Consider the following 24,452-nt stretch of genomic DNA (forward strand, 5'->3'; position numbering starts at 1 on the left):
GACAGTTTTATTGCATATTTAAGTGTTAATAAATAGGGTTTTTTGCTTATTTTTTAGTAAACTTGGCATTATTTTATTAAAATTTTAATCTTAATGGCATTTAATAAACTTTTAGCACTTTTCTTCTTTCTAGTTTCAATTCCCTTACTCTCAGCTCAAAATAAAAATATAACATTAGAAGATATATGGACTAAAGGTACTTTTAGAACAGAGCGATTAGATGCTTTACACTCCATGAATAATGGTAAGCAATATTCTGTATTGAATCTTAATAGAGAGGCAAAAAATACAACAATTGATATTTACGATTATAAAACACTAAAAAAAGTGAAGACTTTGGTTAATTCTTTGGAGATTGACGCTATTCCAATGTTTTCAGATTATACATTTAGTGAAGATGAGAGTCAAGTGTTATTAGCAACTAATGAAGAGTCTATTTTTCGTCGTTCAACATTAGGGAATTATTTTGTTTTTAATACTAAAACAGGACAAGTAATTTCTGTAGCTAAAGAAAAAATACAGGAGCCAACGTTTTCTCCTAATGGGAAAATGATTGCTTACGGCCTAAACAACAATCTTTATGTTAAAAACTTAGAGTCTGGAGAAACATCACAAATCACTTTCGATGGTGAGAAAAATAAAATAATAAACGGCATTACGGATTGGGTTTATGAAGAAGAATTTGGTTTTGTTCGTGCTTTCGAATGGAATGCTAATAGTGATAAAATTGCATTTATCCGTTTTGATGAAACTAATGTGCCAGAGTTTTCAATGGATGTTTATGGTCAAAACTTATATCAAACACAAACTGTTTTTAAATATCCAAAAGCAGGTGAGACTAATGCAAATGTATCTTTACATGTGTACGATTTGAAGAAAAATAAAACTAAAGACGTTAAAGTTAATAAAACATATAAAGATTTTTATATCCCAAGAATTAAATGGTCTAATGCTCCAAATATGTTAAGTGCGCATTATATGAATCGCCATCAAAATGAATTAGACCTTTGGATTATAGACACAGAAGAGAATAATGCCTATCTGGTTATTGAAGAAAAAGATAAGGCTTATATTGATGTAACAGATAATCTAACCTTTTTAAAAGATAAGAGTTTTATATGGACTAGTGAGAAAGATGGTTACAATCATATATACCATTATAGTAAGAAAGGGAAACTACTAAATCAAGTTACTAAAGGAAATTGGGAAGTGACAAATTATTATGGATACGATGAGAAAAACGATAGAATTTATTATCAATCTGTAGAAAATGGTTCTATTAATAGAGATGTGTATTCTATAAAACTAAATGGAACAAATAAAAAACGATTAACAAAATCAACAGGAACTAATAGAGCCGATTTTAGTGCAGATTTCACCTATTTTATAAACACTTTTTCTAATGCAACTACGCCACCAGAATATACTTTAAATGATGCAGTATCTGGTAATTTAGTTAAGAGTATTAAGGATAATGATATTCTAGCAAAAACAGTTTCAGAATTTAAAACCTCTCAGAAAGAATTTAGTACTATTAAAGTAAATGGTAACGATTTAAATATGTGGATGATTAAACCTGCTAATTTTGATGCTACAAAGCAATATCCTTTATTCATGTATCAATATTCTGGTCCAGGTTCTCAATCTGTAGCAAACCGTTGGAATGGAGCAAACGATTATTGGTACCAAATGTTAGCTCAAAAAGGATATATAGTAGTTTGTGTAGATGGACGTGGTACGGGTTTAAAGGGAGCCGATTTTAAAAAGATAACACAAAAAGAGTTAGGGAAATTTGAAGTTGAAGATCAAATTGCAGCAGCAAAATTATTAGGACAAAGAGCGTATATAGACCAAACGCGTATTGGTATTTGGGGATGGAGTTATGGCGGATTTATGTCTAGTAATGCGTTATTTAAAGGAAACGATGTGTTTAAAATGGCAATTGCAGTAGCTCCTGTAACAAGTTGGAGGTTTTACGATTCTATTTATACAGAACGTTACATGACAACACCGCAGGAAAATGCTAGTGGATATGATGATAACTCACCAATTAATCATGTAGATAAATTAAAAGGAGATTTTTTATTAATTCATGGAACAGGTGATGATAATGTGCATGTACAAAATACAATGCGTATGATAGATGCTTTAATTAAAGCAGATAAGCAATTTGAATGGATGATTTATCCAGATGATGCACACGGTATAAGAGGTACAAATAGACGAGCACATTTGTATAAAAAAATGACCAATTTTGTAGATCGTACTTTAGGTGATAAAATAGAATCACCAAAAGCGTCTAAAATGGAAAAATCAAAAATTAAAGGGTAAGCTAACTAATTAATATATTAAATATGGAATTTAAATTTGGAGGTTCAGAAACTAATCAAAGAACCGTATTAGGACATCCGTCAGGATTGTTTGTTTTGTTTTTTACAGAAATGTGGGAACGCTTTTCATACTATGGAATGCGTGCATTATTAGTACTGTTTTTAGTTTCCACTTTATTAGATGGTGGTTGGGAATGGGATAGAGCTGATGCTTTAGTGTTGTATGGATGGTATACTGGATTGGTCTATTTAACTCCAATTATAGGCGGTTTTATTGCTGATAAATTTATGGGCTATAGAAAGGCAATTATTTTGGGAGCATTAATAATGACTCTTGGACACGCCTCTATGGCTTTAGAAGGCATGACTTCTATGTTCTTTTATGCAGGTTTAACATTTTTAATTATTGGTAATGGATTGTTTAAGCCAAATATTTCTTCAATGGTTGGACAATTATATAAAACGCAAGGAAAGGAGAAAGATGCTGGATATACCATCTTTTACATGGGAATTAATGCAGGTGCTTTTTTAGGGATTCTTTTATGTGGGTATATTGGAGAAAATGTTAGCTGGCATTATGGTTTTGGGCTTGCTGGTATTTTTATGTTTTTTGGTATGGTACAATTTTATTTTTCGCAAAAAATATTTGGTAAAATTGGTTTAACACCTATAAAAACAGGAGATGTTGATGATGTAATTGAAGATAGTATAGAACAACTAGGTGAAGATATTGAAGATGCTGTTGAAGAAGCAGAAAGCTCTAAGGTAGTTAGAGATAGAATGATTGTTATCGGAATTCTTTCATTATTTGTAGTGTTCTTTTGGTGGGCATTTGAGCAAGCTGGTGGCTCGATGACTATTTTTGCTGAAGATTATACGGATAGATCTTTAGAAGGTGTAGCAGCAACAACATTCAAAATAATAAACACTATAATAACAATTGTTCCAATGCTAGTTATTACATGGGTTTTAGCTATGTTATTTAGGCAAACCTTTAGTAAGTACTCTTTTGCTAATATCATCTTAGGATTAAGTTTTGTTATTATTTGGGGTATTGTAATTTGGATGTTAAATAGAGAGTTTCAATCGGATACAACTGAGGTGCCAGCCTCTTGGTTTTCAGTACTTAATTCTTTATTTATTATTTTATTTGCACCATTGTTTTCTAAAATTTGGGAAAGTAAATACAATCCTTCAGGACCAGTTAAATTTGCAATTGGATTATTTTTAGTAGGCTTAGGGTTTGCAGCTTTATCTTATGGAGCTGCTGGTATACCCGATGGTGCTAAAACAGCATCTGTTAGTTTAATATTTTTGGTTATTGCTTATTTCTTGCATACTATGGGAGAACTATGTGTGTCTCCTGTAGGTTTATCTTATGTAAGTAAACTGGCACCTGTAAAATTTGTAAGTTTGATGTTCGGAATTTGGTTTACAGCTAATTTCTTTGCTAATCTTTTAGGAGGTTTAACAGGAAGTTTTATTGATCCAATATCAGAAGAACATGGATTATCTACATTCTTTTTAATATTTACTATAATACCTATAGTTGCTGGATTGATTATGTTAATTCTTAATCGTAAGTTATTAAAAATGATGCACGGTATAAAATAACATTCTATAAACTAAAACTACAAAGCGACATTTTAGTTTTATGTATATAAAGAACATATAGTATATTTTTAATACTAACTAAACTTAATTATATGAATACAGATATCGAAAATCTATTTAAAGACAAAGTCTTAGGTCATCCTGCAGGATTATTTGTCCTGTTTTTTACAGAAATGTGGGAGCGTTTTTCTTATTACGGAATGCGTGCTCTATTAGTGTTGTTTTTTACAGCTTCATTGTTAGATGAAGGATGGGGTTGGCCTCGAGAATGGGCATTTGCTATTTTTGGAACTTATACTTCTTTAGTATACCTGTCTACAATGGTTGGTGGCTATTTTGCAGATAATGTTATTGGCATTAGAAAAGCAGTAGTTATTGGCGCATTGTTGATGACCTTAGGTCATGCATGTATGGCTGTTGAAACCTCTTTTTTTATATACTTAGGCCTTGGTTTACTAGTAATAGGGAGTGGCTTTTTTAAACCTAATATGACTTCTATTATCTCAGAAATGTATGAAGGAAAAGAAGAAAAGAAAGATGGTGCTTATACTATTTTTTACATGGGAGTGAATGCAGGGGCATTTTTAGGAATTTTACTTTGTGGTTACCTTGGAGAAAAAATAGGATGGTCATGGGGATTTGGAGTTGCAGGTATTTTTATGTTATTTGGATTGTTACAATTTTGGTTTGCCCAAGGTATTTTTGGTAAGATTGGAGATGGACCAAAAAATAAAAATGTAGATTTAATAGATGATATTACTGCACCTGAAGTGAAAGATGAGGAAGGACGTAATCCATTTACTGGACTACAAAAAGCTTTAATCGGAATATCGTCAATATTAGGTTTAGCTTGGATTTTTAATGATCCAGTCTCAAAAATATCCGAAGGAAAATACAACTTGTTTCCTTTTGAATTTGCTGGTCTATCAGGATCTACAATTGTTATTTTAGTTGCGCTTGGTATTTTTGTTGCATTACTATTTATGCGTATTCCTAAATATACGCCTGTATTAAGAGATCGAATGATAGCTGTTGTGTTTTTTGCTTTTGTTACTATTTTCTTTTGGGCGATTTTTGAACAATCACCAAGTTCACTTACAGTCTTTGCTAAAGATTATACGCAAAGGACTTTAGAAGGTAGTGCAGGAATGACTTTTAAAATTGTTAATTCATTAATGACAATAATACCACTTGGTATTATTACTTGGGTGTTATATTTATTATTCAAGAAGACTTTTGCTAAATATGCTTTATCAAATATATTTTTAGCTATAAGTTTTATAATTGTATGGGGTATTGCGATATGGATGCTTTATACAGAATTCTTAAAAGATACTACAGAAGTTCCTGCTTCATGGTTTTCAATATTAAATTCTTTATATATTATAACTCTAGCTCCATTGTTTTCTAAATGGTGGGAAAGTAAATACAATCCAAATGCTAATATGAAATGGGCAATTGGTATGATTTTATTAGGAATAGGAATGGCATTTGTCGCAATTGGTTCTTCTGGAATTGCTCCAGGAGCAAAAACAGCTTCAGTAAGTATGATTTGGTTAATTCTAGTATACCTTTTCCATACTATGGGTGAATTATGTGTTTCTCCAGTAGCATTATCTTATGTGTCTAAACTGGTGCCTGGACGTATGATTGCTTTTATGTTTGGTATTTGGTATTTAGCTGTGGCTATTGGTATGAAACTAGCAGGTGTATTCGCAGAGTCATCTGAAGCTATTGCTAAAGAAAGTGGATTAAGTAGCTTCTTCTGGATATTAACAGCTGTTTCTATAGGTTTAGGAATATTATCAGCAGTATTATACCCTGTGATTAAAAAACTAATGCACGGCGTTAAATAATATAAAATAAACTTTAACAAAACGCCTCTTTTGGGGCGTTTTGTATTTTTGTAACTTTGGAACGCTTATTGCGACTACAATAAAAAAATACAAACAACATGAAAAAATATATTGTTTTAGCATTATTTACAGTTTTTGCAACTGTATCTATGTCTGCACAAAAAGGAGAAATAAACTGGGTAACACTTGAAGAAGCTGTTGAGCTTCAAAAGAAAAAACCTAAAAAGATTATCATGGATATGTACACAGCTTGGTGCGGACCATGTAAGATGTTAGATCGTAATACATTTCAAAACAAAGACGTTGCTGAGTATGTAAATAAACATTATTATGCAGTAAAATTTAATGCAGAAGGAAACGAAGCAGTGAATTTTAAAGGAAAAAAATATGGGAACCCAAGATATGATCCTGCTAAAGCGAAAAGAAGAAATTCTTCACATGAGTTAGCTCGATATTTTAGTATTAGATCATATCCAACCATGGTGTTTTTAGATGAAAAAGCAGATTTTATTGCGCCTATTATAGGATACAAAACACCCCAACAATTAGAGCTATATCTTAAAATGTTTAAAAAAGACGAGCATGTAGGTATGGATACTCAAGCAAAATTTAATGACTATTACAAAAAGTTTAAAGCAGAATTTGGTAGTTAAAAAACTATTATTTTTTAAATATAAAGGCTCCCTTTTCACCAGTATAGTGAAAAGGGATTTTTTGCTTTTTACAAGTGGCTTTCCAGCGTTTAATATAAGTTTTGTAGTTGCTGCCATCGGCAATTATAGTTATAGGTTGTAGAGAATCAATCATACGTTTTAGATTTAGTTTTGGAGACTGAGTTAGCAAAATATAATCGGGTTTAAATTGTTTTACTTGGTAAGTAGAAAGACTGTCAATAATTAAAAGATGGCTTTTTTTTATTTTAAAAATTGATGGTATATCATTTTTAGAAATCGTCGAAATAAAGTTTCCAATTTTATAATCGTTTAAATTATAAAACTGCTCTATACTATCTAAACTTGAAAATATTTTTAAATCAGTATTGGTTTTTTCTCCAATAACAGTATGCATGCTTTTGTGAAAAACAGTTAATTCATGTGTTGAGTTTTTATATTTTACATATAAATACGAACCATAAAAAAGTAAAAGAGCTACTAAAATTATGCGAAACCATTTAAAATTCTGCTTAATTCCAAATTGAACATAAGCAACAATTATAATGTAAGCCGAAAACACCTGTAAAATAGTAAAAGATATATCTTTAAATAGAAAACTGTCTTGAGAAGAAATCCATTCCATTAATGTATTCATACTTAAAATAATATAATTAAAAGTAGATACTAAAAAAGATGGTAACGCATTAAATACAGCTAGTATAATAATTAAAATGCCAATACCTAAAATCAATCCTAAAAACGGTATGACAATAATATTCGCAATAAAAAATAACCCTGGAAATTGATGGAAATAAAATAAACTTATAGGTAATACTCCTAATTGAGCAGCTATACCAACGGTAAAATAATCCCAAACTCTAGCAGTTATATAATGTTTTGGCTGGATTAATTTAGCTAACCTTGGTTGGATGGCAACAATAGCAATAACGGCTAGATAGCTTAATTGAAAACCAACATCAAATAAAAGAAGTGGTTTAAATAAGAGTAAAATAAAAATAGAAATAGCTAATGTGTTGTAAATATTTGTAGGCCGGTTTAAATGCATAGCGATTGCAATAATACTAAACATAGTAACAGCTCTGGTTACTGAAGCAGATAGACCTGCGATAATGGCAAAACCCCATAGAATAGCTACTATCATGATAATAGTTGTCGTTCTGCCATATTTAAAACGTCTTAAAGGTTTAAAAATAAAATTTAGTAATAATAAAATAAGAGCCACATGTAAACCAGAGATAGCTAAAAGATGAACAGCTCCGGCATTGGTATAGTGTCCATAGATATCTTTATCTAAATTTTGCCGTTGACCTAAAAGAAGTGCATTAAGAATAGATAAAACATCGGTATCAAAATCATGTTGTTTCAACTTAATATTGATCTTTTTTCTAACTGCATCTGCAAAACCATAAATGGTGTGTTTATTTTGGCTTATAGCAAGTAATTGGTTAGGTTTAATATAAAGTTGTTTATAGACATATTGTTTGGCTAAATGATTTTTGTAATCAAACTGATATGGATTTATTATTCCTTTTATATCTTGAAAACTTTCAGAGGTAATAAGAATATCATCCACATTAAAAGCATTAGATAGGCTATCTTTTGTAACGTTTAGTAATGCTTTTCCAGTTACCGAAAGTGAATCGATCTTTAAAATATCAACAATATATTTATCATTATAAATCCCAGATTTTAGCGTGCTTTGTATTTTAAAAGTTATTAGTTTGTTATTTGAAATGACATTTGTATAATGATTTTTATTTCGTTTTTCTTCATGGAGGTTAGTAATTGTAATTCCAATCGAAATCATAGTCGCAAAACTAAAAATGCCAAACCAAACCGTTTTTAAAGATTTAGATTTAGAAATAAAATAGATAATACTAGTTAAACAGAGTAGAAAGCCTGTCACACATAGAGAAGTAGTATTAGGAATAGCTATATAATAAGCGATTAATATTCCTAAAACTAGGCAAGCCGTTAGTTTTATTACAGTGAAGTTTAGGAGTTTCACTCCATCAAGGTAAGTAAAATACTACTATAAAACACGTCTAGCTTGCACAAAAGCGAAATACCAGTATTTTTCTTCTAGTTTAGAGGTTATAACACCTTTACTTGTGCTAGAGTGAATAAATTCAACATTACCAAAAGAAGCTTTAGTTACTATACCAACATGGTTTACTTTTCGGCTGTTTTTTGCAGTTGCAAAAAATAATAAATCGCCTATTTCTACTTTTTTTAAATCAATCCAATTACCGTGAGTAGCCATAGCACTAGAAACTCTAGGAATATTAATATCAGCTTCTTTAAATGCAGTATAAACTAAACCAGAGCAATCCATGCCCTTTTTTGTTGTTCCTCCGTATTTGTATCTAGTCCCTTCGTATTTTTTTGCATTTTTAACAACTGTTGCTACTGTTTTTTTAATTGTAGTAGTTTTTGTAGTAAGCCTTTTTGTAGCTTTCCTTTTTGTAGTACTTTTTTTAACAGTCTTAGTGGTGCTCGATTTTTTTGTAACTACTCGTCTGCTTTTTGAGCTACCACAAGAAGTAAGTGTAATTAGTATAAGTAGGATAAGGACTTTTCTTGGCATTTAAACTTTAGTATTTATAAAATTATAAATTAATTTAGCTGTGTTTTCACTAGCACCTTTGCCTCCTAAATCCTTTTCTAAATCATAATAATTAATAAAAAACTTAGTGCGCTCATAAGTGTCAAGCACTGTGTTTAATTCTTTTTTTAAACGTTTAGTATTAAAGTCACCTTGAATCAATTCTGCTACAGCTTCTTTGTTTAAAATTAAGTTAACTAAAGAGATATAGTCTAAATTTACTACGCGTTTTCCAATTTGGTACGAGAGCCAACTTCCTTTATAGCAAACAACTTGAGGAACCTTAAACAAAGCTGTTTCTAGAGTTGCAGTTCCAGAGGTTACTAGAGCAGCAGTAGAAACACTTAATAAATCGTAGGTTTTATTAGATAAGAAGTGAACGTTAGTCTTTTTTATAAATTGTTTGTAAAAACTAAAGTCTTGACTCGGCGCTCCAGCTATTACAAATTGATAATTATTATAATCATCAACTAAACTTAACATTACCGAAAGCATTTTTGTGATTTCTTGTTTTCTACTTCCTGGAAGTAAAGCAATAATTGGCTTTTCACTTAATCCGTTTTCAGTTCTAAATTCGTATTCGTCAACTTGTTGTCTATCTGAAATTGCATCAATTAAAGGATGTCCAACAAAATGCACAGGGAATTTATGTTTGTCTTCATAAAATGATTTTTCAAAAGGTAAAATCACATACATTTCATCAATATCTTTTTTTATAGCTTTGATACGATTTTCTTTCCAAGCCCATATTTGTGGGGAAATGTAGTAATGGTTTTTATAACCTTTTTGTCTTGCCCATTTGGCAATACGTAAATTAAAACCTGGGTAATCTATATATATAATTACGTCAGGATTAAATGCTTCTATATCTTTTTTACAAAAAGATAAGTTTTTTGTAATTGTTCTTAAGTTCATTATCACTTCAGCAAAACCCATAAAGGCAAGCTCACGATAGTGTTTTACTAAAGTTCCTCCAACGGCTTCCATAAGATCTCCACCCCAGAATCTAAAATCGGCATTAACGTCTTCATGTAATAATGCTTTCATTAAATTTGAACCATGCAAATCGCCTGAGGCTTCACCAGAAATGATATAATATTTCATTAGTATTTATTAATTCTTTTATTTTAAAACTTATTTATAATGAATATAATAGCTATAATAACAATAGCTATTAAAACACCTTTGGCATAATCTTCTTTTTTCTTATTTAAAAAATAGTAAAAAACAGGTAGATTTAGTAAAACGCCTATGCTTGCACGCTTTCCTAAAACACTTGTCGATACAATTTTATTTGCAATTTCACTCATGCTTATATCTAATTTTATGCCAATAAATAAAGTGTAGATAGAAATCCCAATAAAAGTTGTAATTAAACCAATTACAAAACCAATGATAATTGCTTTTTTATTCATTAAAATCCCATGTATTTAATTTCTGGATACTGTGATGAGCTGTTAAATCGAATTGTACAGGTACAACAGAAATGTAACCATTTTCTAATGCCCATTCATCTGTGTCTTCTCCTTTGTCTTGGTTTTCAAATGTGCCAGTAAGCCAATAGTAATCTTTGCCTTGAGGTGTTTGACGTTTGTCAAATTCTTCTTTCCAATTAGCTTTTGCTTGTCGGCAAATTTTCACGCCTTTAATATCGTGTTTTTCAGAATTAGGAATGTTAACGTTTAATACAGTGCCTTCAGTTAATCCATTTTTTAATACATTTTGGGCAATGTTTTTTACATAGTTTTTACAATGCTCAAAATTAGCATTCCAACTATAATCTAAAAGTGAAAAGCCAATAGCAGGAATACCTTCAATTCCAGCTTCTATAGCTGCACTCATTGTACCAGAATATATAACATTAATTGAAGAGTTACTACCGTGGTTAATGCCCGAAACTACTAAATCGGGCTGTCTATTTAGTATTTCGCTTATAGCTATTTTTACACAATCTGCAGGTGTTCCAGAACAACTAAATGCTTCGTAATTACTTTCTTTTATATTTATTTTTTCAATATGTAAAGTAGAATCTAGAGTTATAGCATGGCCCATGCCACTTTGCGGACTGTCTGGCGCAACGACTATAACATCTCCAATACTTTTCATGATGTCTACAAGTGTAATTATTCCTGGTGCAGTAATACCATCATCATTAGTTACCAGTATAAGTGGTTTTTTCTTCATAAAATAGCCTGATTTACACGCTAAAATACATAAATTCTTATGGATTTTATGTATTTTAATGGTTTAACAAAAAATTAGGTCATCATTAAATTGTTGGCACGGTTTTTTCTGTTATTTTAGTGGAAATTATGCCTTAACCTATAAATTTTAGACAGACAGCTTATGAAAAGGAAATATAATGTTTTAATGTTAGTGCTTTTATTAGCATTTGGCTCATGCAGTTTTACTACAAAAGTGAATAATGATCCTGATAAGGATAAACTTTTAGTTCAAATAATAACTTTAGCTTTAGAGCAATTGCACTTTCAGCCAAAAGATTTTAACGATGATTTCTCTAAAGATGTTTATAAAACATATTTAGATAGAATAGATCCTTTAAAGCGCTTCTTTTTAAAATCTGACATAGAGGAGTTTGCTGAGTATGAAACATTAATAGATGACCAATTACGTGATTATGATGTAACATTTTTTAATATAACTAATGAAAGATTACTTCAGCGTATGGCTGAAGCTCAAAATTATTATAGGGAAGTGCTAGAAGAGCCTTTCGATTTTGATAAAAAAGAATCTATTAATACAGATTATGAAAATCATACTTACGTTAAAAGTAGAAAAAAATTAAAAGAGCGTTGGAGAAAGTTATTAAAATTTAGTACAATTTCTAATTATGATGAATTAATCACAGCTCAAGAAAATGATACGGTTGCAATTAATAGTGATGTGCCAAAAATTAAAAAAACTTTAGAAGAATTAGAGGCAGAGGCTAGAGGAGAAACGTTAAAGAATCTAGATGTTTATTACACAGATTATATTGAAGATATGCAACGTAAGGATTGGTTTTCTATGTATGTTAATGCTGTTGTAGAAGGATTCGATCCTCATACATCGTATTTAGCACCAACAGATAAAGATCGTTTTGATCAACAAATGTCTGGGAAATTAGAAGGTATTGGTGCAAGGCTTCAAAAGCGAATGGATTATACTAAAATAGTAGAAGTTATTTCTGGTGGTCCAGCTTGGAGAAGTCAGAAATTAGAGGTTGGTGATATTATATTAAAAGTGCGCCAACAACTTGAAGAAAATGCTGTTAGTATTGTTGGTATGCGTATAGATGATGCTATTAAATTAATTAAAGGACCAAAAGGGACAAAGGTTGTTCTTACAATTAAAAAAGTTGATGGATCTGTAAAAGACATTACTATTACACGTGATTTAGTTGAATTAGAAGAGACATATGCTAAATCGACTACAGTTAATAAGAATAATAAGAAATACGGGTTAATTAACTTACCAAAGTTTTATATAGATTTTGAAGATTATGATAAGCGTAATGCAGCTTCAGATATAAGACAAGAAATAGAAAGATTAAAAGATCAAGGTATTGAGGGTCTCGTTTTAGATCTTAGAAATAATGGTGGTGGATCTTTAAAGACTGTTGTTGATATCGCAGGTTTATTTATAAAAGATGGGCCAATTGTTCAAGTGCGTTCTACAAACCAACCAAAAGAAATCTTGGAAGATGAAGATAAGTCTATAGTTTGGGATGGGCCACTAGTAATTATGGTTAATGAGCTATCTGCTTCAGCATCAGAAATATTAGCTGCTGCTATGCAAGATTATAAACGAGCAATTATTATTGGAAGTAAGCAAACTTACGGGAAAGGGACTGTTCAAAATATTTTAGATTTAAATAGAATGGTTCGTAATAGCTCTCATGGTGATCTTGGAGCGATTAAAATTACTAGACAGAAATTTTATAGAATTAATGGAGGATCTACTCAATTAGAAGGAGTGAAAAGTGATGTGGTTGTTCCAGATCGATATAGTTTTGTAGATATTGGTGAACGTGATCAAGATAATCCATTAGAATGGGATAAAATCGATGCTGTAGAGTATGATCAATGGAATAGTTATTTTGATTATGAAACTACGATTAGTAATAGTAAAGCTAGAATGGAAAATAATTTTCAATTAAAATTAATTGAAGAAAATGCAGAATGGATAAAAACTCAAATGGATGATAATACCTATTCTCTTAATTATAAAACATACAAAGCTGAGCAAAATGAAGATGAAGAACAAGCAAAAGAGTTTGAACTAATAAATGAATATCAAACTGCTTTGATATTTAATTCATTGCCTTATGAAAAGGAATTGTTTAAAAAAGATACAATATTAAAAGAAAAGCGTGTACGTTGGCATGAGAATTTAAGTAAAGATGTATATGTTGAGGAGGCTTTAAATGTCTTAGACGATTTAAAAATGACCTACGAGATTAAGAAAGTGGCTACTGTAAAAAGAATAAAAAAGTAAGTGAGTATAGATACAAGCTCATTAAGTAAATTAGCGCTCCAAAAATTTAAAAAGAATTTTTGGGGCGTTTTTAGTTTCTGTTTTATTGCGCTTGTTGGTGTTGTTTCAATCTTTTCTTATGTCTTAGCTCCAGATAATTCTCAGCATGCTAACCAAATGCATCTTTCTATTCATTCTAAACGACCAGGATTTAATGTAATGATGTTGTCATTACCATTAGAAGTAGAAAGTAACCAAAATGGGTTTGATAAATTATTTTTTGGCACTATAAATACGCAAACAGAAATCCCTATTTCTGGATATACAATTAATAAAGACATTATAAATTATACAGAATATACTTCAGATGGAATTGAAGGTTTAAATAAAGTTTATCAAGTTAAAGGTCATCAAAAACCAGAAGCATTAATAACTAACAAAACATTCTATTTAGGAACAGATAAATATGGGCGAGACTTATTAAGTCGGGTTTTAGTGGGTGCCCGTATTTCGTTTTTTATAGGGTTTGTAGCGGTTTTTATATCTTTAATTATAGGTGTTTTTATGGGAAGTGTAGCTGGTTATTATGGAGGTAAAATAGATGCTTTTATAATGTGGATTATTAATGTTACTTGGTCTATTCCAACATTGTTATTAGTAATTGCTATAACATTAGCTTTAGGAAAAGGCTTTTGGCAGGTATTTATTGCTGTGGGTTTAACTATGTGGGTAGAAGTGGCTAGAGTTGTTCGAGGTCAAATAATTAGCGCTAAAGAGTTGCAATACGTTACTGCTGCAAAAGCATTAGGGTATAATAACTATAGGATAATCACTAAGCATGTTTTGCCAAATATTATGGCCCCAGTAATTGTTATATGTGCAGCTAATTTTGCTGCGGCAATTTTAATAGAAAGCGGCTTAAGTTTTTTAGGTATCGGAGCGCAACCACCAATGGCTAGTTGGGGAGCAATGATTAAGGATCACTATAATTATATTATTTTAGGTAAGCCTTATTTAGCTATTATTCCAGGATTGTGTATTATGACTCTAGTTATGGCATTTATGTTAATAGGTAATGCCTTGCGCGATGCTTTAGATGTGAAGAGTTAATTGTAGCGTTGATATAGTATTTTACCTTTATGATTGCTGTTAATAGTTGAATAACAATAAAATAGATATAATTCTTTAGTTGTAGAGCTTTACTAATCTGTAATCATGTTCTCATTCAATTCTCCAATAAAGTTTAAAGTTTCTTCTTTTCCTATATTTTTGGAGCTTGATGTAATAAAGTATTGAGGCATTTCTTCCCAAGTTTCTAATAAGATGTTTTTATAATCTTCAACATGTTTGTCAATAGCATTAGGTTTAAGTTTATCTGCCTTTGTGAAAATAATACAAAACGGAATACCACTTTTTCCTAAGTATTGCATAAATTCTAAATCTATGGGTTGCGGTTTATGTCGAATATCTACCAATACAAAAGCACAAACTAATTGTTCGCGTTGCTCAAAATACTTGGTTATAAATTTTTGAAACACCTTTTTTGTGCTTTTAGAAACACGAGCATAACCATAACCTGGTAAATCTACTAAATACCAGTCTTTATTAATAATAAAGTGATTTATTAATTGCGTTTTCCCAGGTCTTCCAGATGTTTTTGCTAAGCTTTTTCTACTGGTTAGCATATTAATAAGAGATGACTTGCCAACATTACTTCTACCAATAAAAGCATATTCGGGTATCATGCCTTTTGGGCACTTAGTCACATCGGAATTGCTTATTACAAATTCAGCAGATTTTATTTTCATTTCCTAATTGTTTCTATATAAACAGAAAGATTAATTAAATTAATGTTTAGATGCCAAAGGTAATCACATAGTTGTAATCAACCAAGTATGTGTTACTAAAAGGGAGAAGATAAGATTTGTTGTTAAGTTTTAAGGGTTTAAAATTTTCTAGATTTAAACCATTCATGAAGGATGTCATTAAAACGATCTGGGTGCTCCATCATTGCTGCATGGCCACATTTGTCTATCCAGAACAAATCAGAATCTGGTAATAATTCATTAAACTCATCAGCAACTTCTGGCGGGGTTACTGTGTCGTTCTTTCCCCAAATAATACAAGTTGGTGTGCTCATATCTGGCAAATCTTTTGCCATGTTATGTCTTATGGCGCTTTTAGCAATAGCTAATGTCTTTATTAATTTATTGCGATCGTTTACAGTTTCGTATACTTCGTCTACAATGTCCTTTGTAGCTACTGCTGGATCGTAAAAAACATCTTGAGCTTTTTTCTTAATAACCTCATAATCACTGCGTTTTGTGTAGCCGCCACCCATTGCACTTTCATATAGTCCAGAGCTACCTGTTATAATTAGAGCTTTAACTTTTTCTGGATTAAGCTTTGTAAAGTATAAGCCTATATGTCCTCCTAAAGAGTTTCCTAGAAGTATTACTTTGTTATATCCTTTGAATTCTATAAACTGATAAAGGTACTTAGCAAAAGCTTTAACATTGGTTTTTATTAAAGACATTGTATATACAGGAAGCTCAGGAATAATAACTTTATAACCGTTCTCACTAAAGTAATTAATAACAGCATCAAAGTTACTTAAGCCTCCCATTAAACCGTGAAGTACTATAATTGGCGTGCCTTCTCCAGCTTCTATATAATTGTAACGACCTTCGGTTTTTAGTGTATGCGACATTCAGTTTTTTAGTCAATCTATTAATAGCAAATATAGGTATTTCAATTAAAAAATGATAGTATTCTTAATATACTTCGTAAAAGGAAGGGATAGGACATATTAACATCTGTTGATTAATATTTTTTGTGTTTTTCAACCTATTGAAAGCTATTGTTTTAGGGGTTGTTACTTGTAAATCATGGTATTGTATGTCAGGCTTTAGTGAATATTTATCAACAATGTGGTAAAATGTGGTAAAATGTGGTAAAATTTTCAATATATTTGAATTTCAAACTATAACATCGCGAAAATCCGTTTTGAACTCATTAATAGGTACATACGAATGTAAAGCTGACACTAAAGGACGGTTGATGCTGCCGGCTGCTTTAAAAAAGCAGCTAGCTCCTGTGTTACAAAATGGTTTTGTTTTAAAACGAGCGGTGTTTCAGCCTTGTTTGGAATTGTATCCAATGGCTGAATGGGAGGTGTTGATGCAAAAAGTGAATAAGCTTAATCGGTTTAAGAAAAAAAACAACGATTTCATTCGTCGATTTACTGCTGGTGTTAAAATGATTGAAGTAGATGGAAGTGGAAGATTGTTAATTCCAAAAGATTTAGTGGTTTTTGCAAATATTTCAAAAAACATAGTGTTGTCTTCAGCAATTAATATTGTTGAGATTTGGGATAAAGAGAAATATGAACAAGCCATAGATGACGCTGCTTTAGATTTTGCGGATTTAGCAGAAGAGGTTATGGGTCAAGATGAAGAAGGAGATGGAATATCATAATCCAGTATTGCTTAAAGAAACCGTAGCAGGTTTGAATATTAAAGAAGATGGTGTTTATGTTGATGTCACTTTTGGAGGTGGTGGTCATAGTAAGGAGATTTTAAGTCGTCTTGGAGATAACGGGAGATTGTTTGCTTTTGATCAAGATTTAGATGCTCATGAAAATAAAATAGATGATCCTAGGTTTGTGCTTATACATGAGAATTTTAGATATATAAAGCGGTTTTTGAGATTTTATGGCGCTAAAGAAGTTGATGGGATTTTAGCTGATTTTGGAGTGTCTTCACATCAGTTTGATGTTGCTGAACGTGGGTTTTCAACACGATTTGAGGCTGAACTGGATATGAGGATGAATCAAAATAATGAGTTGTCAGCGTATCATGTAATTAATGAGTATGATGAAGATCAAATTAGTCAGGTGTTGTTGCAGTATGGAGAATTAAGAGCAGCACCAGCAATGGCTAGGCTAATTGTAGAGTTTCGGGAGAAAGAGCAAATAAGGACTAGTGATCAGTTAAAAAAGGTGTTAAAAAAGTTTTTGTCTCCTAAGCATGAAAATAAAATTTTGGCACAAATATATCAGGCTATTCGTATAGAGGTTAATCAGGAAATTGAAGCTTTAAAAGAGTTTTTGATGCAAACGCCAGAGATATTAAAACCAAGTGGTAGGTTGAGTTTAATAAGTTATCACTCTTTAGAGGATAGATTGGTGAAGCGATTTATAAGAAATGGGTTGTTTGAAGGAGAGCCAGAGCGAGATATGTTTGGAAATTTTGAAGTGCCGCTTAAAAAAGTTGGGAAATTAATTATTCCAACGCAAGAAGAAATAAAAAATAATAATAGAGCTAGAAGTGCCAAGCTTAGGATAGCTGAAAAAAATATAAATGAAAAAAAACATCTATAGCATATTAAGAGGGACGTTTTTGGTTAGTGATGATTCTTTTAAGAATTGGAGAATGATTCTCTTTATCTCTGTTTTAGCTATAGTAATGATTGCAAGTTCACATAGTGCAGATAAAAAAGTACATGAAATTGCAAGGTTGAGTAATGAGGCAAAAGAATTGCGATCTGCATTTATAGATGGAAGAGGTCGATTGATGGAATTGAAAAAAGAATCAGTTGTCTCTGCAAAAATGAAAGAAAAGGGATTGAAGACCTCAGAGGTGCCGCCTCAAAAAATAAAAGTAAAACCACAACAACAAAATTAAGTTCTCTCGTGGCAGTAAACGAAACGAACATATTAAACCGATTGTATTTTGTAGCTGGATGTATGTTCATCTTCGGCATAGCTGTGGTTGTAAAATTATTAACCATTCAATATGTTAACGGTGAGAAGTACCGTGATTTAGCAGAGAAACGTACTGTGGAAAATAAGATTATTCCAGCTAATAGGGGTAATGTGTATTCTGTAAATGGAAACTTATTGGCGACCTCGATTCCTAAGTATGATATAAGAATTGATACTAAAACACCTAAGAAAAAGGTATGGCAGGAGCAGTTGGGGCCTTTGTGTGATTCACTGTCAAAATACTCAGGTAAGTCAGCGAGTTATTATAAAGAGAACTTAAGAAAAGCTAGAGCTAAGGAAAATAGGTATTATTTGCTAGCTAGGGATATTGGTTATTCAGATTATTTGAGGTTACGTGATTTTCCTATGTTGAAGTTAGGGGCTTTTAAAGGTGGGTTAATAGTTGAGCAAACAACCAAGCGAGAGCATCCAATGGGCGGAATTTCAATGAGAACTATAGGATATGAGCGTGTAGATGAAGATGGTAACGTTACAAGGGCAGGGATTGATGGTGCTTTTGGAGATAAATACCTTAGGGGAAAAGATGGGCAAAGATTAAAGCAAAAAATAGGTAAAGGCCAATGGAAGCCTATTGTTGATTATAATCAAGTGGAGCCACAGGATGGTTATGATGTCTATACTACTATAGATGTAAATGTTCAGGATATTGCGCATCACTCGTTGCTAGAGCAATTGGAGAAGTATGATGCAGAGCATGGTTGTGTTGTGGTGATGGAGGTTGAAACTGGAGAAATAAGGGCGATTTCGAACTTAGGAAAAAGTAAATCTGGGAAATATTATGAAAAAAGGAATTATGCAGTTTGGGAATCTCACGAGCCTGGATCTACCTTTAAGTTAATGGCGATTATGGCAGCTTTAGAAGATAAGGTTATTGATACTGCTACGGTTGTCGATACTAAAAATGGTTCAAAAAGATTTCATGGTAGAAATATTACGGATACTAGAGGGTATGGTAAAATTTCTGCAGGGAAAGCCTTTGAGAAATCTTCTAATATAGGTTTGGCTACAATTATTGATGATAATTATGCTAAGGCTCCTGATAAATTTATTGATAGGTTGAAAGGATGGAAGCTTCATGAAAATCTAAACTTGCCAATTGTGGGAGAAGGTAATCCTGTAATTCCAGAGCCTGGAGATGAGATTTGGAGTAAGAATGCTTTGCCATCAATGGCTTATGGTTATAATTTACAATTAACTCCGTTGCAAACATTAACATTTTACAATGCAGTAGCGAATGATGGTGAAATGGTGAAGCCTCGTTTTTTACGAGAAGTAAAAGAATTGGATAAAGAAATTGAAAGTTTTGATAAGAAGGTTAGGATTAAGCAAATTGCTTCAAAAGAAACCATATTAAAAGCGCAAAAACTTTTAGAAAATGTTGTTGTAAGAGGAACAGGTAAGAGAATGTATTCTAAGTACTTTTCAATGGCAGGTAAAACGGGGACAGCAAGAACAGAATACGGTATGAAAGGTTGGGCTGAGAACCCTAGATATATATCGTCGTTTGCAGGTTATTTTCCTGTAGAAAACCCAAAATACTCTTGTATAGTTGTAATACATAAACCAAGTATAGAAGTCGGTTATTATGGAGCAGATGTTACAGGTCCAGTGTTTAAAAGAATAGCTCAAAAGATTTTTACAGATACACCAATTATAGATGAAATAGAATCTTTGGAAGTTAAAAATGCTTCAGTAGAAAAAGAGTTTCAGGGGTATTATGATACAGCAAATACGTATTTAACTATTATGCCTAGTGTTATTGGTTTACCTGTGATGGATGCAATTGCATTATGTGAGAATATGGGGTTAAAAGTGAAAATGCAAGGCAGTGGTGTTGTGAAATCGCAATCTATCCCCAAAGGACAAAAAGTAAAGAAAAATCAAATAATAGTTTTAAAATTATCGTGATCTCATTAATCGACATATTATATAAGGTAACTATCAATGCTGTTGTAGGAACAACAAACGTGTATGTTAGAAATATTCATTTTAATTCACGTAATATAGCTGTTAGTGATTTGTTTGTGGCAATAAAAGGCACTGCGGTAGATGGTCACGATTATATAGAAAAAGCCGTGCGTCAAGGTGCTATTGCTATTGTATGTGAATTTTTACCAAAAACACTTAAAGAAGGTATTAGTTATATCGTTGTCGAGAACTCAAGTTCAGCATTAGCAATTATGGCTTCTAATTTTTATGGAAATCCATCAAAAAATTTAAAGCTGGTTGGTGTTACGGGTACTAATGGAAAAACTACAATTGCTACATTATTATTTCAGCTGTTTAAAAAGGCTGGTTATAAAGTTGGTTTGTTATCAACAGTTGTGATTAAGGTAGATAATAAAGATTATAAAGCCACACATACTACACCAGATTCATTAACTATAAATCGCTATTTAAAGGAAATGAATGATGAAGGTGTGGAATTTTGCTTTATGGAAGTTAGTTCACATGGTATTCATCAAAAAAGAACAGAAGGACTGGATTTTAAAGGCGGTATTTTTACAAATTTAACACATGATCACTTAGATTATCATGATACGTTTGCAGAGTACCGAGACGTTAAAAAATCATTTTTTGATAATTTAAGCAGAAATGCCTTTGCATTAGTAAATGCCGATGATAAAAATGGAACTATCATGTTGCAAAATACTAAGGCGAAAAAACATAAGTATGCACTTAAGAGCTTTGCTGATTACAGAGCTCAAATCCTTGAGAATTCTTTCAATGGAATGCTTTTGAAAATTAATGAAAATGATGTTTGGACAAAGCTTATAGGTGGTTTTAATGCATACAATGTCTTAGCGATTTTTGCTACTGCAGAATTACTAAAATTAGAAAAGAACGAAATACTCCGATTAGTAAGTGAATTAGAAAGTGTAAGTGGTAGGTTTCAGTATTTTATTTCCGAAGAAAAAATAACAGCTATAGTAGATTATGCGCATACACCAGATGCATTAAAAAATGTATTAGAAACTATAAATAGTATTCGTACTAAAAACGAAGAATTAATTACAGTTGTTGGATGTGGAGGAGATAGAGATGCAACTAAACGCCCTAAAATGGGGCATATAGCATCAGCATTAAGTACTAAAGCGATTTTTACTAGTGATAATCCACGAACTGAAGAGCCAGAAACAATTATTGAGGATATAGAAAAAGGAGTAGAGCCTCAAAATTTCAAAAAAACCCTGTCAATAGTTGATAGAAAGCAAGCTATTAAAACGGCTTGCCAATTAGCGAATGCAGGAGATATTATATTAATCGCAGGAAAAGGGCATGAAACGTATCAAGAGGTTAATGGAGAGCGTACCGATTTTGACGATTATAAAATAGTAGAAGAATTATTAAAACAATTGCAGAAGTGAGCATGTTTATAAAGCTCATATTAATAACGATGTTTAATGGTGAATTATATCAGGCCATTAATAAAAAAGGCATTAAAAAATAATAGATGAAATAATATGTTGTATTACTTATTCGAATATTTAGAAAAACATTATCAATTAGCAGGAGCTCAAGTGTTTCAGTATATTACATTTCGTGCTGCATTAGCTGTTATTTTGTCATTGTTGTTCTCTACAATTTTTGGAAAAAAGATTATTGTATTTCTACAAAAACAACAAGTAGGTGAGTCGGTTAGGGATTTAGGGTTAGATGGTCAATTAGAAAAAGCCGGAACTCCAACAATGGGTGGAATTATTATTATTCTGGCAACATTAATACCAGTGTTGTTATTAGCAAAATTAGATAACATATATGTTATAATGTTAATAGTGACTACACTTTGGATGGGATTGGTTGGTTTTACAGATGATTATATAAAAGTTTTTAAAAAAGATAAGGAAGGTTTAAGTGGTAAGTTTAAAATTTTAGGCCAAGTAGGGTTAGGTATTTTTGTTGGGGCTGTAATGTATTTTCATCCAGGAGTAACTATTAAACAAGATACAGAAATCAATAATATAGAAGTCGTTCAAGCTGTAGATGGTGAAATTAAACAGCAAATTAGGCCTGAAGAAAAATCAACAAAAACGACAGTTCCTTTTGTAAAAGATAATGAGTTTGAGTATTCAAAATTAATCACTTGGATGGGTGATGATTATAAAAAATATGCTTGGTTAGTTTTTATTCCAATAGTGATTTTTATTATCGCTGGAGTGTCTAACGGGGCAAATTTAACAGATGGCATAGATGGCTTGGCAGCAGGAAGTTCCGCCATAATTGTTTTTGCGCTAGCCATTTTTGCTTTTGTTTCTGGGAATATTGTTTTTTCAGATTATCTCAACATTATGTTTATCCCAAGATTGGGGGAATTGGTGATTTTTACAGCAGCATTTGTTGGAGCTTTAATTGGTTTTCTGTGGTATAATACGTATCCAGCTCAAGTGTTTATGGGAGATACAGGTAGTTTGACTATTGGAGGTATTATTGCTGTGATCGCTATAGCGGTAAGGAAAGAATTGTTGATTCCATTATTATGTGGAATCTTTTTTGCCGAATCACTTTCAGTTATTCTTCAAGTGAGTTGGTTTAAATACACAAGAAAAAAATATGGTGAAGGACGACGTATTTTCAAAATGTCACCGTTGCATCATCATTATCAAAAATCTGGTTATCACGAAAGTAAAATAGTAACACGTTTTTGGATTGTTGGAATTTTTCTAGCGATTCTCTCTATTGTTACGCTGAAGTTGAGGTAAATGAAACGATTAGTAATTCTAGGAGGAGGCGAAAGTGGGGTTGGAACTGCGCTTTTAGGGAAGGCGAAAGGCTATAGTGTTTTTGTTTCAGATAAAGGAGAAATAAAGAAAAAGTACAAGGAAGTTCTTATACATAATGAGATTGAATGGGAAGAGCAACAGCATACAGAGTCTAAGATTCTAAATGCAGATTTAGTAATGAAGAGCCCTGGAATTCCAGATAAAGTTGAGTTAGTTCAAAAGTTAATCAGTAATAAAATTACTGTGATTTCTGAAATCGAATTTGCAGCTAAATATACCAGTGCTACTATTGTTGGAATCACTGGTAGTAATGGTAAAACTACAACGGCATCATTAACGCATCATATTTTAACTCAGGAGTTAAATGTGGGTTTAGCTGGGAATATAGGAGATAGTTTTGCTAAGCAAATTTTAGAAGATGACTTTAAAAATTATGTCCTTGAAATAAGTAGTTTTCAATTAGATGGGGTAGTCAAATTTAAACCTAGTATTGCTGTGCTAACCAATATAACGCCAGATCATTTGGATCGCTACGACTATAAGTTTGAAAATTATATCGATTCAAAATTTAGAATAGCATTAAATCAAACAAAAGAAGATTATTTGATTTATGATGCAGATGATGAAGTGATTTCGAATTGGTTAAAAGATAATACTATTCAATCCACATTATTGCCATTTTCTTTAACGAAAATTATTGAAAATGGAGCGTATTTAGACAATGAAAATATAAAAATAACCATAGATAATAACCAAATAATTATGCCAACAAAAAATTTAGCTTTAGAAGGTAAACATAACATTAAAAATGCAATGGCTGCATCAACTGTAGCGCATTTGTTAAAGATTAGAAAGCAAACTATTCGGGAGAGTTTAGAGAATTTTCATGGAGTAGAACACCGTTTAGAGCAAGTGCTTAAAATTAATAAGGTGCAATATATAAACGATTCTAAAGCAACTAATGTAAATGCAACATACTATGCGTTAGAAAGTATGGATGCACCAACAGTTTGGATTGTAGGCGGGACAGATAAGGGTAACGATTATACAGAGTTATTTCCGTTTGTAAACGAAAAAGTAAAAGCTATTATTTGTTTAGGCATAGACAATGAAAAGCTTATTGAAAACTTTGGTAATATGGTAGATGTTATTGTTGAAACTCAGTTTATGACAGAGGCAGTAAAAATAGCCTATAAAGTAGCAGAAGCTGGAGATAATGTATTGTTATCACCTGCTTGTGCGAGTTTTGATTTGTTTGATAATTATGAAGATAGAGGACGTCAATTTAAAAACTCAGTAAGGAATTTATAAATCGAAGTATGTTGTTTAGAAGTTGGTGAAACGGAATAATCTAAATAGATATTTTATTTCACTCTGAATGACAAAAAAA

20 protein-coding genes are annotated in these 24,452 nt (G+C 31.7%); 13 read left to right on the top strand and 7 right to left on the bottom strand.

What is annotated here, in order from left to right; all coding sequences use genetic code 11:
* Positions 1–93 precede the first annotated feature (93 nt).
* The 4 genes from Q0997_RS05000 (at position 94) to Q0997_RS05015 (ending at position 6,453) form a co-directional block, all read left to right on the top strand.
* A complete protein-coding gene (locus tag Q0997_RS05000; RefSeq protein WP_299885434.1) occupies positions 94–2,331 on the top strand; it encodes a S9 family peptidase in 2,238 nt (745 codons plus the stop codon).
* A 23-nt stretch (positions 2,332–2,354) separates the two neighbouring features.
* The gene (locus tag Q0997_RS05005) at positions 2,355–3,944 is read left to right on the top strand and encodes a peptide MFS transporter (protein WP_299885437.1); all 1,590 of its coding nucleotides are present in this window, start codon (positions 2,355–2,357) and stop codon (positions 3,942–3,944) included.
* A 92-nt stretch (positions 3,945–4,036) separates the two neighbouring features.
* On the top strand, positions 4,037–5,800 hold the full coding sequence (locus Q0997_RS05010) for a peptide MFS transporter (RefSeq protein ID WP_299885440.1): 1,764 nt from the start codon (positions 4,037–4,039) through the stop codon (positions 5,798–5,800).
* 98 nt (positions 5,801–5,898) lie between these two features.
* Complete coding sequence (locus Q0997_RS05015; protein ID WP_299885443.1) at positions 5,899–6,453, top strand: thioredoxin fold domain-containing protein; 555 nt, start codon at positions 5,899–5,901, stop codon at positions 6,451–6,453.
* Between the two features lie 7 nt (positions 6,454–6,460).
* On the opposite strand, the gene Q0997_RS05020 is transcribed toward Q0997_RS05015, so the two are convergent.
* From Q0997_RS05020 to surE, 5 genes are read right to left on the bottom strand one after another with little or no spacing between them, the layout of a single operon-like run.
* Positions 6,461–8,482, bottom strand: coding sequence for a ComEC/Rec2 family competence protein (locus tag Q0997_RS05020; protein ID WP_299885445.1), 2,022 nt, complete (start codon positions 8,480–8,482; stop codon positions 6,461–6,463).
* Between the two features lie 24 nt (positions 8,483–8,506).
* The gene (locus tag Q0997_RS05025) at positions 8,507–9,061 is read right to left on the bottom strand and encodes a C40 family peptidase (RefSeq protein ID WP_299885448.1); all 555 of its coding nucleotides are present in this window, start codon (positions 9,059–9,061) and stop codon (positions 8,507–8,509) included.
* Positions 9,062–10,183: a lipid-A-disaccharide synthase gene (lpxB, locus tag Q0997_RS05030; RefSeq protein ID WP_299885450.1), complete on the bottom strand. Its 1,122-nt coding sequence runs from the start codon at positions 10,181–10,183 to the stop codon at positions 9,062–9,064.
* Between the two features lie 23 nt (positions 10,184–10,206).
* Positions 10,207–10,494 (bottom strand): hypothetical protein, encoded by a 288-nt coding sequence (locus Q0997_RS05035; RefSeq protein WP_299885452.1) that lies wholly within the window; start codon positions 10,492–10,494, stop codon positions 10,207–10,209.
* Positions 10,487–11,263, bottom strand: coding sequence for a 5'/3'-nucleotidase SurE (gene surE / locus Q0997_RS05040; RefSeq protein ID WP_299885455.1), 777 nt, complete (start codon positions 11,261–11,263; stop codon positions 10,487–10,489). The genes Q0997_RS05035 and surE overlap by 8 nt, the downstream gene beginning before the upstream one ends.
* A gap of 162 nt (positions 11,264–11,425) precedes the next feature.
* Between surE and Q0997_RS05045 the strand changes: the two genes are divergently transcribed.
* Positions 11,426–13,576, top strand: a complete 2,151-nt coding sequence (locus Q0997_RS05045) for a carboxy terminal-processing peptidase (RefSeq protein ID WP_299885458.1) — start codon at positions 11,426–11,428, stop codon at positions 13,574–13,576.
* The gene (locus tag Q0997_RS05050) at positions 13,577–14,665 is read left to right on the top strand and encodes an ABC transporter permease (protein ID WP_299885461.1); all 1,089 of its coding nucleotides are present in this window, start codon (positions 13,577–13,579) and stop codon (positions 14,663–14,665) included. It begins immediately after the preceding gene.
* A 92-nt stretch (positions 14,666–14,757) separates the two neighbouring features.
* Here Q0997_RS05050 and yihA read toward each other — a convergent pair whose 3' ends face one another.
* Both yihA and Q0997_RS05060 read right to left on the bottom strand, forming a co-directional pair.
* Positions 14,758–15,363, bottom strand: coding sequence for a ribosome biogenesis GTP-binding protein YihA/YsxC (yihA, locus tag Q0997_RS05055; protein ID WP_299885464.1), 606 nt, complete (start codon positions 15,361–15,363; stop codon positions 14,758–14,760).
* Positions 15,364–15,500: 137 nt separating this feature from the next.
* A complete protein-coding gene (locus Q0997_RS05060) occupies positions 15,501–16,265 on the bottom strand; it encodes an alpha/beta hydrolase (RefSeq protein ID WP_299885467.1) in 765 nt (254 codons plus the stop codon).
* Between the two features lie 296 nt (positions 16,266–16,561).
* Here Q0997_RS05060 and mraZ point away from each other — a divergent pair, with 296 nt between their 5' ends.
* From mraZ to murD, 7 genes are all read left to right on the top strand, one after another.
* Positions 16,562–17,032, top strand: a complete 471-nt coding sequence (gene mraZ / locus Q0997_RS05065; protein WP_299885470.1) for a division/cell wall cluster transcriptional repressor MraZ — start codon at positions 16,562–16,564, stop codon at positions 17,030–17,032.
* Positions 17,019–17,936, top strand: coding sequence for a 16S rRNA (cytosine(1402)-N(4))-methyltransferase RsmH (gene rsmH, locus Q0997_RS05070; RefSeq protein ID WP_299885472.1), 918 nt, complete (start codon positions 17,019–17,021; stop codon positions 17,934–17,936). Before mraZ ends, rsmH begins: the two co-directional genes overlap by 14 nt.
* Positions 17,917–18,240: an FtsL-like putative cell division protein gene (locus Q0997_RS05075; RefSeq protein WP_299885474.1), complete on the top strand. Its 324-nt coding sequence runs from the start codon at positions 17,917–17,919 to the stop codon at positions 18,238–18,240. The genes rsmH and Q0997_RS05075 overlap by 20 nt, the downstream gene beginning before the upstream one ends.
* Positions 18,241–18,302: 62 nt before the next feature.
* Entirely contained in the window at positions 18,303–20,249 is a 1,947-nt protein-coding gene (locus Q0997_RS05080; RefSeq protein ID WP_299885522.1) for a penicillin-binding protein, read from the top strand.
* Entirely contained in the window at positions 20,246–21,709 is a 1,464-nt protein-coding gene (locus Q0997_RS05085; RefSeq protein WP_299885477.1) for a UDP-N-acetylmuramoyl-L-alanyl-D-glutamate--2,6-diaminopimelate ligase, read from the top strand. The genes Q0997_RS05080 and Q0997_RS05085 overlap by 4 nt, the downstream gene beginning before the upstream one ends.
* A gap of 96 nt (positions 21,710–21,805) precedes the next feature.
* Positions 21,806–23,041, top strand: coding sequence for a phospho-N-acetylmuramoyl-pentapeptide-transferase (gene mraY / locus Q0997_RS05090; RefSeq protein WP_299885480.1), 1,236 nt, complete (start codon positions 21,806–21,808; stop codon positions 23,039–23,041).
* Complete coding sequence (gene murD / locus Q0997_RS05095; RefSeq protein WP_299885483.1) at positions 23,042–24,373, top strand: UDP-N-acetylmuramoyl-L-alanine--D-glutamate ligase; 1,332 nt, start codon at positions 23,042–23,044, stop codon at positions 24,371–24,373.
* The last annotated feature ends 79 nt before the right edge of the window (positions 24,374–24,452 follow it).

The organism is uncultured Lacinutrix sp. (genome assembly GCF_947500325.1).
Taxonomy (GTDB): domain Bacteria; phylum Bacteroidota; class Bacteroidia; order Flavobacteriales; family Flavobacteriaceae; genus Lacinutrix.

What these genes read in the sequence shown, in the direction of transcription:
- Q0997_RS05015 (WP_299885443.1), top strand. Translation starts at nt 5,899, where the DNA reads ATGAAAAAATATATTGTTTTAGCATTATTTACAGTTTTTGCAACTGTA.
- rsmH (WP_299885472.1), top strand. Translation starts at nt 17,019, where the DNA reads ATGGAATATCATAATCCAGTATTGCTTAAAGAAACCGTAGCAGGTTTG.
- surE (WP_299885455.1), bottom strand. Translation starts at nt 11,263, where the DNA reads ATGAAGAAAAAACCACTTATACTGGTAACTAATGATGATGGTATTACT.
- Q0997_RS05045 (WP_299885458.1), top strand. Translation starts at nt 11,426, where the DNA reads ATGAAAAGGAAATATAATGTTTTAATGTTAGTGCTTTTATTAGCATTT.
- Q0997_RS05000 (WP_299885434.1), top strand. Translation starts at nt 94, where the DNA reads ATGGCATTTAATAAACTTTTAGCACTTTTCTTCTTTCTAGTTTCAATT.
- Q0997_RS05035 (WP_299885452.1), bottom strand. Translation starts at nt 10,494, where the DNA reads ATGAATAAAAAAGCAATTATCATTGGTTTTGTAATTGGTTTAATTACA.
- Q0997_RS05075 (WP_299885474.1), top strand. Translation starts at nt 17,917, where the DNA reads ATGAAAAAAAACATCTATAGCATATTAAGAGGGACGTTTTTGGTTAGT.
- mraY (WP_299885480.1), top strand. Translation starts at nt 21,806, where the DNA reads ATGTTGTATTACTTATTCGAATATTTAGAAAAACATTATCAATTAGCA.
- Q0997_RS05005 (WP_299885437.1), top strand. Translation starts at nt 2,355, where the DNA reads ATGGAATTTAAATTTGGAGGTTCAGAAACTAATCAAAGAACCGTATTA.
- Q0997_RS05025 (WP_299885448.1), bottom strand. Translation starts at nt 9,061, where the DNA reads ATGCCAAGAAAAGTCCTTATCCTACTTATACTAATTACACTTACTTCT.
- lpxB (WP_299885450.1), bottom strand. Translation starts at nt 10,183, where the DNA reads ATGAAATATTATATCATTTCTGGTGAAGCCTCAGGCGATTTGCATGGT.
- Q0997_RS05060 (WP_299885467.1), bottom strand. Translation starts at nt 16,265, where the DNA reads ATGTCGCATACACTAAAAACCGAAGGTCGTTACAATTATATAGAAGCT.
- murD (WP_299885483.1), top strand. Translation starts at nt 23,042, where the DNA reads ATGAAACGATTAGTAATTCTAGGAGGAGGCGAAAGTGGGGTTGGAACT.
- Q0997_RS05010 (WP_299885440.1), top strand. Translation starts at nt 4,037, where the DNA reads ATGAATACAGATATCGAAAATCTATTTAAAGACAAAGTCTTAGGTCAT.
- Q0997_RS05080 (WP_299885522.1), top strand. Translation starts at nt 18,303, where the DNA reads ATGTTCATCTTCGGCATAGCTGTGGTTGTAAAATTATTAACCATTCAA.
- yihA (WP_299885464.1), bottom strand. Translation starts at nt 15,363, where the DNA reads ATGAAAATAAAATCTGCTGAATTTGTAATAAGCAATTCCGATGTGACT.